We start from the raw sequence: 12223 nt of genomic DNA, 5'->3' as shown, positions 1-12223 counted from the left end.
GATGAAACACAAAATTTTTATAGTCGATGATCACCCAATGGTAATCGAAGGATTCAAAGCATTGCTGAGCCAAAATGAGAATATAACTATTGTTGGTAGCGCCGAAAATGCTTTTCAAGCGATAGATTTCCTTAAAAAAAACGAAGTAGATATTGCTTTTCTTGACATCAATCTGCCAGATATAAGTGGTGTTGATTTGTGCAAAAAAATAAAAACCGAATTTCCCAGGATTAAATGCTTGGCCTTAAGCACTTTCAATGACAGGAATTTTGTTTGTAAAATGATAGAACACGGCGCAAGTGGCTATTTGTTGAAAAACTCATCCAAAGATGAAATAATGCACGCCATTGATGCAGTTATAAAGGGTAATATGTTTTTTAATGTGGATTATCAGAAACAAAATACTTCAAAATACGACCAAAAACCCTTTTTAACACGAAGAGAACTCGAGATCCTAAAGGAAATAGCCGAAGGTTTGACCAACCAGCAAATTGCCGATAAACTTTTTATAAGCATCACAACAGTAAGTACACATCGTCAAAACTTGATGCTCAAACTCGAAACTGGCAACACGGCTTTGCTGATAAAAACGGCTTTGAAATATGAGTTGATATAGATTTATGAGGTATTACTCGGATATAATTTTCAAAAATTGTTCGCCTAATTTTTTTTGAACTTTTTTATAAAGTCATAAAAAAAGCATTACTAACAGCGCCTTTTTAATAGCCTAATTTAAACAACAAATTACATTCCACTAGCTCTTGATAATATTCCACAAAAAGCGATATGCTGAACAAAGTCTCGACTTCCTATCCGCAACTATATATAAGTAATGAGAACAAAATAGTGTCGTTTTTTTTACCATATAAGGGCATATAAGAACATTTAATTTTTTGATTGAATCGCTTATGTGAACTTATATGCCTTATATGGTAAGATTAAATGTGTAACTGTTTAAATACGACAATAATTGATTCTTTCTATTTAACCACAACTTCAGCAACTTATTTTTCTTCTTGTTCTTATTAAATTTAATAAATAACTACAAAGTCTTGAAATTTTGCATAGCAAAGTTTTATAAGTAGTGAAACTTATATAAAGTCGTATTTTGATTTTCCTAAATCAAGAAGAAACATTATAAATAAAAGGATTTCTAAATCTATTTATACGACAATAAACGATTCCTTTTACTTATGTTTTTATGCAATCTGTTGATTTCCTATATTTACATTGAAAAATAATACTAAAAGTGATGAAATACAATAAATACATCAATGACTCAGCCTTAGTATCCGAAATTGGACTTGGTGCTTGGCAGTTGGGTAATAATTCGGGATGGCAAAGTATGTCCGAGTATAATGCCGTGGAACTAGTACAAAAAGCATTGGAATTAGGAATCAATTTTTTTGATATAGCACCAAATTATGGACGCGGTACAAGCGAAGAAAGACTGGGAAAAGCACTAAAAGGGGTTGATAGAAGCACTATAGTGCTCAATACAAAATTTGGTCATAGTGATGCTGGCAAAACGAATTATAATTCAAATTATATTAGAGAATCTTTGGAAGGCAGCCTCAAAAGATTAGGCGTTGATTATGTTGATTCGCTTATTATGCATAATCCACCGGTAGAATATCTGGATGGCAATAAAAATGACCATTATGAACTATTTGAACGTTTAATCGAGGAAGGTAAAATAAAAGGGTATGGTGCCTCTCTAGACACCTACGAAGATATGAAGTTGCTAATGGAAACAACCAATGCCAAAGTAATTGAAGCTTTTTTCAATATGCTGCATCAGGATACTTCACGAGCTTTTGACATGGCTATGTCAAAAAAGGTGGCTATAATTGCAAAAATTCCTCTCGACTCCGGTTGGTTATCAGGAAAATATACTGCTGAAAGTATCTTTGATGACATCAGAAAGCGTTGGTCTAAAGAAGACATTCAAGTCAGGGCACAACTTGTAAACAGAGTAAAGACAATTGTAGATGCACAAGAAGATCTAGTTCACAAAGCCATTTCGTTTTGTTTGTCTTACGAAGCTGTGGCTACTGTAATTCCTGGAAATGCAAATAGTACTCAATTAGTAAACAATATAGAAAGCATAAACCATCCCCTTTCAAAGGAAATAGTTCAAAATTTGGAAGAATTTTATGCGAATGAAGTTAAGCAGCTCCATCTCCCATGGTAAACAAAATAGTATGAATTTGAAAAGGAAACGTTTCAAATTCATACTACTAAACCCTAAAATTAGTATTCTATTTCCTGATTTTAAATCAATACCCAAAGCAGTACAAAATCTCCCGATATCCTACCCTCTCTTCGAAGTGTTTCATAAAAGTCGATCAGCAATACCTCATAGTTATCGGAATTGAAAGCGTTCTATACACCATCCGTCGAGATATTGGTGGTTTTTTTTAAACTTTAAAATAAAAAAAACATTTTAAACATTGTATATTAATAATGTTTTGTATTTTTATAAAACAATATTTATCAACACCTTATGTTCTGATATCTATTTCCAATCCCCAAATCCTACAAACAATATTCCCTACAAATGGCTTATTTTTAATTATTGAATCCATGATTCAATATAAAATTGCGTAACGTTTTTAATAAATAGTAACTCTAATTTAAAACTAAATCAAAATGGAAAAAAATGAAAATCAAAACAGTCTTTTTGAACGTCTTGGTGGCGAGGCAGGAATAACGACCATCGTAGACGACGTTGTGGAATCCCATATGACAAACCCAGCGGTTAAAGCAAGATTTCTTCCTTTAAAAGACGACACTGAACATTTCAAGGAAGTTAGACAGCATCTGATTAATTTTTTTATTATGGGAAGTGGAGGACCTAATCAATACACTGGTAAAGACATGCTCACAGCCCATAAAGGAATGAATATTAATCAAGGGGAATACATGTGTGTGATAGACGACATAATGTTTGCGCTCAACAATAACAATGTTGATGAGCAATCCAAAAAAGATGTACTTGCCATCCTTTATTCATTAAAGGATCAAATGATTGGTGTATAACCCCTTTTACTAAAAAACGGATCATTGCATTTGACCAATCCTACTATAATACTATTTCTGATACATCATAAATTCAAGATATGCAAGCACCAGTCGAGAGATTGGTGTTTTTTTTGGAGCAGAACGATGGATTTTCATAACAAATTTAAAATACTCTTTTACAAAATTTTCATCGATTTATCTGAAATAAAAAATATACAAAATTTATAAATTTGTAATGTTTTTTTTATATATTTGAAAAAGAATAATACTAAAACACAAACAAAAACATCCCTATTTAGAACAAAAAACAGTAATTTTCTACGCGTATAAAAAACGTTATGCCTCATACTAAAAAACCGACGGAGAAAAACACATTTATAAAAAATCAATGACCGATAAAATCGAACAACTTTTTAAATTCATTTCTAATAATAGAGAATATAACAAAGCTTTACAAGAAAGATATTATCGCTCAATTATTTTGCCATATAAGGATGAAAAAGAAAAAATAATTTCTTTATTATACCACATTGCGAACACTCAAAGTCAACCCAAAATTGACAAACTATCGGAATTTTATAAATCAATAATTACTGAAGAAAATTCTTTGAAGTCTTTTAAAGAATTCGTCCTAAACATTAATCCAAATGGGAAAAGTAATTTTGAAAGCGTTTATAAAGGAATGCTAAATCAAAAAGGATGGGGACCAAAAACGTCTGCATTAATTTCTAAAAGTATATTTCACTTACATAACGGACAATATTCTGAGGATTTAAAAATTTGGAATGATGTTCCTAAACTAATTGATGAAAACGATAGTTTTTATCTTCCCGTTGATGCAGTAATAATTGCAATTTTCACAAAGTTAGATAATTCGATAAAATGGGATTTTGACAAAATAAACAAGACATTAGAGACAAAATATAAAGGACAACAAATTGAAGTTTGGGATGACTTATGGTTTTGGGGTTTTATTACGCAAAATGGTTCGGGCGAAAATAGAGTATTTGAATGGAATGAAAACAAGTATTGGGTATTAAAAGAAAGCGACAAAGAGAAAATTAAAATAGAAGAAATTAAAAATAAATGCCAAGAATTTTTAAAAATCTTTAAATAGGAAAACATAAAAGTACGAGGCATAACAGCTAGTAAGCAATAGTCGGAAATAAGGCTGAAATGAAAATGGTTTTGTATTGGAATTAGTGAGATTATCCGATAAAATTGCTATATTTAGCCCGACCATCGCCTACTACCAGAACACTGAGCGACAGCTGCGGGAGAATCGTAGAAATAACAAATTTTGTCATAAAATGAAAAAACATATTACATTAATACTTTTACTTTTTATTCTGATTTCTTGTAATCAACAAGCTGATAAAACTAAAATTTCACAAACTCGAATTGATAGTTTAGAAAACGAACTTTCAGAAACATACAAACTTTGATTTGGAGAATTTATAGGTAATATTCAAATTCACCACGCAAAACTTTGGTTTGGATGTGAAAATCAAAATTGGAAATTATCTGATTTTGAAATGAATGAAATCAAAGAAAATTTTGAAGGAATACAAAAATATTGTTCCGACAGAACCAAAACCAAATCTATTGGAATGATTAATTTTGCAATGGATAATATAAGTAATTCTATTTTAAAAAAGAACAAAGAAATGTTTCAGAGAAATTATACAAATCTTACATATTCTTGTAATTATTATCATCAAGCTACAAATCACGAATAAAATGTAATCGTAATCGCTAAAAACCCACTATTTTCAAATCAGGATTTTCAAATAAAAAAATAATTATGTTGCAAAAATTAACACAAACAGATAATTCAAAAACAACTATTTTACTACGTTTAATGGTTGGAGCAGTATTTTTTTCAGAAGGAATACAAAAATTTTTATTTCCTGATATTTTAGGTGCAGGTAGATTTGCTAAAATTGGTTTACCATCTCCAGAATTTTTAGGCAGTTTTGTTGGTTTCTTCGAAATACTTTGTGGTGCATTAATCCTAATTGGGCTTTTTACACGTTTAGCAAGTTTTCCTATTATCATAATTATGCTTGTAGCAATTGCAACAACAAAAGCAGAAGTTCTTAAAAACGATGGATTTTGGGAAATGCTTCACGGCAGTAGAACAGATTGGGCAATGCTACTCGGTGGTATTTTCCTTGTGATTGAAGGTGCAGGAAAATGGTCGTTTGATAAGAAATTAAATAAAAATGGAGGAGAAAAATAATTTAAAAGACACGAAAAAGCAGGTTAGAAAGGACGGGGAAAAGTCCTATCAAAACACTAAATAGTATCTGGATACAGTATGGTTGTTGTACCCTAAATAATGCCAATAAATGGTGTAAATTTTAAATTGAGGCAAATTTAAAAGCTATTATTAACTTAACTTTACATCTATATTAGTCAATAATAAACATTTAAAAATACAACTATGAACATTCTACAATTAATTCAAAAAAGATATACAGCCAAGAAGTATAACGCTGATAAAGTAATTCCACAAGAAAAAATCGAAGAGTTGAAAGAGATTTTACGCCTCACTCCTTCTTCAATAAACATTCAACCTTGGAAATTTACCTTTGTACAAAATCCAGAAATCAAGGCAAAATTAGCTTCGGTTTCGATGCACAATGCAGAAAAAATCAATCAAGCGCAACTATTAATCGTTTTTAGTGTTGCCGATGATTTGGATGCGTTCCAGAAAGTCGTAGAAAATGAATTTTCGCAAGCCAGGATAGATTGGTACAACAAAATCAAGTCAAGTTCGCCAGAAGCCGATTTGAAAATATGGCTTGCCAAACAAGTGTATATAGCTTTGGGAGTAGGTTTGACGGCTAGTATTGCAATGGGGCTGGATTCGACAGCAATGGAAGGCATAGAAACAGATAAATACAAGGCTATTCTCAATATGTCGGCATACAAACCACTTTTTGCAATGGCCGTAGGTTATGGTGCAGATGAGGATTCCAACCGAATTGAAGTAACCCCAAAATCCAGAAGATTACTAGAGAATGTAATTGAAACTATTTAACCCAAAAAGATCACCGATAAAAACAAAAAACCCTGAAAATTAAATACTTTATAAAAAAGACATCAATCTCTCGACTGATGCCTTTTACCTTTTTTAGAGTAATCAAAATAAAACCTGTGATCTCCTACAATTCTGGAATACACGAGAATAAATCCTTATTCTTTAATAATTTTTATGTTTTGGATTCCAAAAGAGTTCTTTATTTTTAAAAAATACATTCCTGATTTAAAAGCACTCATATTAATTTTGTGAGAGGATGGCACTACCTTTTCTATTAACTTACGTCCCAAAATATCGGTCACGGTGATTTGGTTTTGATCGTCTAACAATTGCAACTGCAAGACATTTTCTACTGGATTGGGATAACAAAATTGATTTAATTCTGATACAGTTTCTACTCCCAATGAACAGCTACTACCTACCACATAAGAAATATATTTCGTGACAGACAAACCTCCAGCAAATGCGAATTTACAAGCGTAATTGATGGTTGAACCTGTTGTTTGTCCAGTAATAGTTTTTGTAAAAATATTTCCTGAAACTGGCGTCATTGGCGTTTCAGCGAAAGGGGATTGTTTCCACAAATAAGCTACTACATCTACTTTGTCTGTATCCAACAATTCAAAATTGATTTTCACATCTGTCCCAATAGTTTCAAAAGTATATTTGTACCCTAAAGAGAAAGATCCTTGTGTTCCTATTGTTTCTGTACCTGAACATTGTATAATGGTTTTTGTGGTAGCGTCGAGAACGATTGGATTATTGAGTGCAGCATTGCCAGAAGGATCAGTTGCCGTAACGGTAAAAGTATAATTTGTATTTTGAGCCAAATTATTGATTGTAAACGATTTTTGAACACCCGAAGTACCAAATGTATTAGTCGAGTTTGCACCGTAAGTAACATTATAAAATACATTCCCTGAGTTATCCGTAGCATTCAATAATAGTTCTACAGAGGAACCTGTTGTTGTACCCACACTGGCTGTGAAATTCGTTGGCGCTTGTGTATCTAATGTTGTGTTTTGATAGACCCTTACATAATCAACATCCATAGCGGTTTGCGTGAAATTTGTAGCTATCGGGCCAGCGACTCCACCCATTGCAATATTTAACAAAATATATTGCTCTTTGTCAAATGGCCAATTGTTGGCATCTTTCACTGCCGGATTGTAAGTGTAATAAACAACACCATCTAGCAGAAATGAAATTTCGTTTGGAGACCAATTCAAGGAATAGATGTGGTAATTCTCATCGATATTATTTCCTACCACCACACCACCAATATTAAACGTATTTCCGAAAGAGGAAGGCGTGTGCAAGGCGCTTTGAACATAATTATTGGGTTGAGATCGAGTAATTCCGTGCTCTAATATATCTATTTCGCCACAAGCAGGCCAAGGAGTATCGCCGTATTGAGCATCAAAATAACCTCCATCTTCGTTTACATTTTTTCCAAGCATCCATAAAGCAGGCCAAGTTCCGGCATCTTTAGGAATTCTTGCTCTAATATCTACTCGGCCGTATTTGAAAGCGAATTTAGAATTTAATCGTGCCGAAGTATATTGCTTGGTAACACCTTGATCGGTGTAGCTTTCTTTTTTTGCAACAATACTCAAAAGACCTGAATTCACATACGAATTAGTAATTTGATTGGTATAATGTTGAACCTCATTATTAAACCAGTTTCCTCCAGCCGGCAATTGTGTTTGATAAAACCAATTGTTAGCATCAACAGCTCCATTAGTGCTAAACTCATCTGACCAAACTAAATCATTATACACTACATCAACCTGGGCAACGCTAATTTGACAAATTAGAAAAAAAGAAAGTAGTATTTGAAGTAATTTTTTATTCTTCATATTTTAAGTTTCAAAGTTAAATGATAGTGTTGTTTTTTAATTTTTCGTTTTTATCCCAAATTCCCCAATAAGCTCCTACATTGCCCTCTGTTCCCACTTTCCATGATTCATCAAAGGATGAAAAATAAAATATTTCTACTTCTTTTTCTTTGGACCATTTTTGCGTATCAATAAAATATCTCAAAGCATTTTCTTTGGATGCGTGAGCTCCGCCATGAGAACCTCCTTCACTTGGCCACCCGGTCTCGGTAATAATTATTCTTTTGTCTCCCCCATAACTTTTAGCTGTTTCAAACATATTCTGCATATGATGCAAAGAATAATCTATTGAACAACCATCCCAATAAGGATAACAATTTGCTAAAATCACATCGCAAACATCTGTAATTCTAGATCGAAATGAAAACTCATAATAATTATCTACATAGCCCACAGGGATAGAACTGGGTATTGCTTTTTTCACTCTGTTGATAAATTCCAATAATTCGTCTTCGGTCATATCCTTTCGAAACATGACCTCGTTACCAACAGCAGCTATATCGACATAACCCTCGTTAGCCAATTTTATAAGTCCTTCTATTTCAGCTTCGTTGACTTGAGAATTATCTCCCAGCCAAGCGCCAACTAATGTTTTAATCCCAAATTCATGGGCAATTGCAGGGATAAATTCGTTTCCTTCGGTACACGAAAAAGATCGAACCCATTTTGTATATGGGGCAATTATTTTCATCCTTCGACGAACTTGCTCTTCTGTAATAATATCACCGGGTTTTTGCCCCTCTTCATATGCGCTGAAGGAAATTCCGTGTATTCCATTTTCTAAAGTTTCTCCCCATAATTGTGATAAATCTTGGGGTGAAATTTCAGGAATTTGAATTTCAGCAACATTTTTTTGAAGTGCAATTATCTTTTTATATGCTTCAATTGAAAAATAACGCTCTTCTTTATATGACATGATTATTTTTTATTTATCTCCAAATTTTACATTTTCATTTTTATCCCAAACTCCCCAATAGGCTCCAACTTCACCCTCTGGGCCTACTTTCCAAGATTCATCAAAAGAGGAAAAATAAAACATCTCTATCTCATTTTGTTTGGACCAATTTTGTGAATCGATAAAATATTTCATTGCATTTTCATTAGATGCATAAGCTCCTTTTAGAAAACCGCCTTGACTTGGCCAGCCAGTTTCGGTAATAATAATTCGTTTATTTTGACCTGCATATTTTGCCGATTCAAACATACTAATCATGTGATGAAAGGAATATTCTATTGGGCAACCCTCCCAATATGGATAACAATTCGTTAAAATCACATCGCAAACTGCGGTAATATTTGGTCGATGCGAAAATTCATAATAAGCATCTACATATCCAATAGGAATTGAATTAGGAATTGATTTTCTTACTCTATCAATGAAATCTAAAAGTTCATCTTCGGTTAGATCTTTGCGATACATCACCTCATTTCCTACAGCTGCAATGTCAACATAACCTTCGTTTGCGAGTTGTATTAAACCTTCAATTTCCCTTTCGTTGACTTCAGGATCATCGCCTAACCAAGCTCCAACTAATGTTTTAATTCCAAATTCTCGTGCAATTTTAGGGATGAACTCATTTCCCTCAGTACACGAAAACGAGCGGATCCAGTTTGTATAGGGAGCAATTGTTTTCATCCTTCGTCGCACTTGTTCTTCTGAAATGATATCTCCTGGTTTTTGTCCGTCTTCATATAAACTGAAACAAACACCATGCATTCCGTTTTCTAAAGTTTCTTTCCAAATTTTGGATAATTCTTTAGCAGAAACACCTGAAATTTGAATTTCTTGATAATTATTTTGACCGTCTTTTCTGTTTTTATTATCCTCTAATGAAAAATAATGACCTTCTCTATATGACATACCATTAATTATTAAATTTTAAATTTTCATTTTTGTCCCAAATGCCCCATCCGGCACCAACTTCTCCTTCTTGTTTTATTTTCCAAGATTCGTCAAAAGAAGAGAAATAGAAAAGTTCTATTTCCTTACTTTGAGCCCATTGCTGCACTGAAATAAAATATTTCATTGCATTCAAACTAGAAGGTACTGCTGCTTCAATATTTTCTCCTTTGCTTGGCCATCCTGTTTCTGTAATGATTACTTTTTTCCCTTTAGAAGACTGTTGTGTCAATTCCATCATTCTACTCAAATAGTTTAGCGCAAAATCATTGTCTGCTCCTTCCCAGAAAGGATAACAGTTGGCCAAAATAACATCACAAGCATCAACTAAAGCTGGTCTGTCCAGAAACTGATAATACGCATCTACATATCCTACAGGAATAGAATCTGGCAATGCAGCTCTAACTCTTTGGATGTATCCTATTAATTCTTGTTCCCCAATTTCTTCACGATGCAACACTTCATTTCCTACGGCAGCTATATCGACTAAACCTGCCTCAGCCAATTTTATTAGGGATTGAATTTCCTTTTCATTTCTTTCTTTATCATCACTAATCCAAGCTCCAACTAGGGATTTCAGTCCTTTTTTGTGTGCTATTTCGGGTATTAATTCATTGCCTTCTGTACAGGAAAAAGTTCTAATCCATTTAGTATGTGGAGTAATTATATCCAGTCTTCTTCGAATTTGCTTTTCAGATAAAATATCACCAGTTTCTTGTCCTTCTACATAAGGGCTAAAACACAAACCGTGTAAACCATTATTTAATATTTCTGAAAACTGTGTAGTAATTTCAGTTTCACTTTTTGAAGATAAATCAATTCCGATTTTAGAATTTAAAGAACTTCCAATTTTTTCTAAAGACATTAATTTTCCTGATAGATAAGCAGAAGATTGTTTTTTTACCGGTTTTTTTCTGTCATCTAATTCTTTTTTTATTTCTCTCGCTTTTTCCTCTGTTAGGTCATAATTTCTCATGACCCACATCGCAATTAATGTTCCTAGAATAGGGATTCCTGAGAAAAAAAGTCGCAAACCAGTAACTGCTCCCTCTGTTTGTGTTGCTGCCCCGGGATGGAAATCTACAAAAGACATTATTATACCCGTTAACAGTCCGGCAATAGCAAAACCAAATTTCACCATCCACCAATAAATAGCTCCAAAGATTCCTTCTCTTCGTTTACCCGAAATCAATTCATCCATATCGCAAACATCGGCTGTCATTGACATCATCAAGGTGAATAAACTTCCGATACCAAAAGAAAAGAATGGTAAAGCGAATATAAACATATATGGTTTTCCGGGAATGAAAAGAAACCAAAGCAAAATATATCCAAAAACTGATATTCCTTGACAGACTAAAAATGCTTTCTTTTTTTCCATTTTTTTAGACATCCAAGAAACTATCGGAATCACGACAAAAGTGGTAGACAATGCTCCTAAACATCCAAAAAGTGTTGGCCAAATACCCGCATCTGTTGAACTTCCATTAAATAAATAGTAAACAACTATAAAAAAAGTAAAACCAGCAACAGTATTGAAGGCATTAAAAATAAAGAAAGTAGCAATACAAAGTTTTCTGAAAGGGCCGTTTTTAAAAGCTTCAACAAAACTCGAAAAAATTTCTTTTAAACTGCCTCCCATTGTTTTAAACGTTAATGGAGAAAAGCTCACTTCGTCAATAGTCGATTTGCTTTTAATAAAAATAGCAGGAATCATTGCCAATATCATACAAGAAATTCCAACCCAAACAGCCAAAGTTCTTGTGGCAGTATCTGCATTAGGAAACCAAGAAGGGTCATACATAACTACCCAAAACCAAGGTGCGATTACCCAAGCCCATTGCCCAATCCATTGCGATATAGCCATAATACTTGTTCTTTCGTGAAAATCATCACTCATTTCATACCCCATTGCCACGAAAGGAACACTAAAAATGGATAATCCAAAATAGAATATAATTGACCATATAAGAAAATAGTAGAAATTATAATCTATCCCGCTTTCTCTATATAATTGCCACATGACAATAAACGAAATTCCCATAATAAGGGCTCCAATAAACACATATTGTCTTCTTCTTCCCCATTTAGAACGAGTATTGTCGGAAATGAAACCCATAATTGGGTCAATAAAAGCGTCTAATATTCTGGGTAGGAAAAAAGTAATACCCCACATCCAGGTAGGCATTCCTAAATTTTCGACCAAAACAACCATAAAAATACCCAAGGCTGCGGGAAACATTTGGTTGGCTAACATTCCTAATCCAAAAGCGATTTTTTGACTCATTGGAACAATTCCTGTTGATTTCGAATTATTATTTGACATAGTATTGGTGGTTTATAATTATATGGATA

General features: G+C 33.2%; 11 protein-coding genes. 7 read left to right on the top strand and 4 right to left on the bottom strand.

Translation table 11 applies throughout. The annotated features are described in order from the left end of the window. Nucleotide 1 precedes the first annotated feature (1 nt). From FNW17_RS06975 to FNW17_RS06945, 7 genes are all read left to right on the top strand, one after another. Nucleotides 2–616: a response regulator gene (locus FNW17_RS06975; protein WP_143390925.1), complete on the top strand. Its 615-nt coding sequence runs from the start codon at nt 2–4 to the stop codon at nt 614–616. A gap of 636 nt (nt 617–1252) precedes the next feature. Next, the gene (locus FNW17_RS06970; RefSeq protein ID WP_144071248.1) at nt 1253–2194 is read left to right on the top strand and encodes an aldo/keto reductase; all 942 of its coding nucleotides are present in this window, start codon (nt 1253–1255) and stop codon (nt 2192–2194) included. 458 nt (nt 2195–2652) lie between these two features. Continuing rightward, entirely contained in the window at nt 2653–3042 is a 390-nt protein-coding gene (locus FNW17_RS06965; RefSeq protein ID WP_143390923.1) for a group I truncated hemoglobin, read from the top strand. 370 nt (nt 3043–3412) lie between these two features. Next, a complete protein-coding gene (locus FNW17_RS06960; protein WP_143390922.1) occupies nt 3413–4141 on the top strand; it encodes a hypothetical protein in 729 nt (242 codons plus the stop codon). 418 nt (nt 4142–4559) lie between these two features. After that, entirely contained in the window at nt 4560–4763 is a 204-nt protein-coding gene (locus FNW17_RS06955; protein WP_143390921.1) for a hypothetical protein, read from the top strand. Between the two features lie 65 nt (nt 4764–4828). Next, nucleotides 4829–5266, top strand: a complete 438-nt coding sequence (locus tag FNW17_RS06950; RefSeq protein WP_143390920.1) for a DoxX family protein — start codon at nt 4829–4831, stop codon at nt 5264–5266. Between the two features lie 204 nt (nt 5267–5470). Then, nucleotides 5471–6070, top strand: coding sequence for a nitroreductase family protein (locus tag FNW17_RS06945; RefSeq protein WP_143390919.1), 600 nt, complete (start codon nt 5471–5473; stop codon nt 6068–6070). 155 nt (nt 6071–6225) lie between these two features. Here FNW17_RS06945 and FNW17_RS16285 read toward each other — a convergent pair whose 3' ends face one another. Genes FNW17_RS16285 through FNW17_RS06925 form a run of 4 tightly spaced genes read right to left on the bottom strand, consistent with a single transcriptional unit; the run spans nt 6226 to nt 12194 of the window. Beyond that, entirely contained in the window at nt 6226–7929 is a 1704-nt protein-coding gene (locus FNW17_RS16285; protein ID WP_185965273.1) for a family 16 glycosylhydrolase, read from the bottom strand. A gap of 16 nt (nt 7930–7945) precedes the next feature. Further along, on the bottom strand, nt 7946–8884 hold the full coding sequence (locus tag FNW17_RS06935; protein WP_144071247.1) for a glycoside hydrolase family 17 protein: 939 nt from the start codon (nt 8882–8884) through the stop codon (nt 7946–7948). A 9-nt stretch (nt 8885–8893) separates the two neighbouring features. Further along, a complete protein-coding gene (locus tag FNW17_RS06930) occupies nt 8894–9829 on the bottom strand; it encodes a glycoside hydrolase family 17 protein (RefSeq protein WP_143390916.1) in 936 nt (311 codons plus the stop codon). Between the two features lie 4 nt (nt 9830–9833). Further along, nucleotides 9834–12194: an MFS transporter gene (locus tag FNW17_RS06925; protein WP_218043778.1), complete on the bottom strand. Its 2361-nt coding sequence runs from the start codon at nt 12192–12194 to the stop codon at nt 9834–9836. Between the last annotated feature and the right edge of the window lie 29 nt (nt 12195–12223).

This window comes from Flavobacterium franklandianum (assembly GCF_007097365.1).
Lineage (GTDB): Bacteria > Bacteroidota > Bacteroidia > Flavobacteriales > Flavobacteriaceae > Flavobacterium > Flavobacterium franklandianum.
The sequence above is the reverse complement of the archived record's forward strand: the minus strand, read 5'-3'. Positions and strand labels throughout refer to the sequence as shown.

Coding starts and splice junctions, on each gene's coding strand:
- FNW17_RS06975 (WP_143390925.1), top strand. CDS start 2: ATGAAACACAAAATTTTTATAGTCGATGATCACCCAATGGTAATCGAA.
- FNW17_RS06970 (WP_144071248.1), top strand. CDS start 1,253: ATGAAATACAATAAATACATCAATGACTCAGCCTTAGTATCCGAAATT.
- FNW17_RS06965 (WP_143390923.1), top strand. CDS start 2,653: ATGGAAAAAAATGAAAATCAAAACAGTCTTTTTGAACGTCTTGGTGGC.
- FNW17_RS06960 (WP_143390922.1), top strand. CDS start 3,413: ATGACCGATAAAATCGAACAACTTTTTAAATTCATTTCTAATAATAGA.
- FNW17_RS06955 (WP_143390921.1), top strand. CDS start 4,560: ATGAATGAAATCAAAGAAAATTTTGAAGGAATACAAAAATATTGTTCC.
- FNW17_RS06950 (WP_143390920.1), top strand. CDS start 4,829: ATGTTGCAAAAATTAACACAAACAGATAATTCAAAAACAACTATTTTA.
- FNW17_RS06945 (WP_143390919.1), top strand. CDS start 5,471: ATGAACATTCTACAATTAATTCAAAAAAGATATACAGCCAAGAAGTAT.
- FNW17_RS16285 (WP_185965273.1), bottom strand. CDS start 7,929: ATGAAGAATAAAAAATTACTTCAAATACTACTTTCTTTTTTTCTAATT.
- FNW17_RS06935 (WP_144071247.1), bottom strand. CDS start 8,884: ATGTCATATAAAGAAGAGCGTTATTTTTCAATTGAAGCATATAAAAAG.
- FNW17_RS06930 (WP_143390916.1), bottom strand. CDS start 9,829: ATGTCATATAGAGAAGGTCATTATTTTTCATTAGAGGATAATAAAAAC.
- FNW17_RS06925 (WP_218043778.1), bottom strand. CDS start 12,194: ATGTCAAATAATAATTCGAAATCAACAGGAATTGTTCCAATGAGTCAA.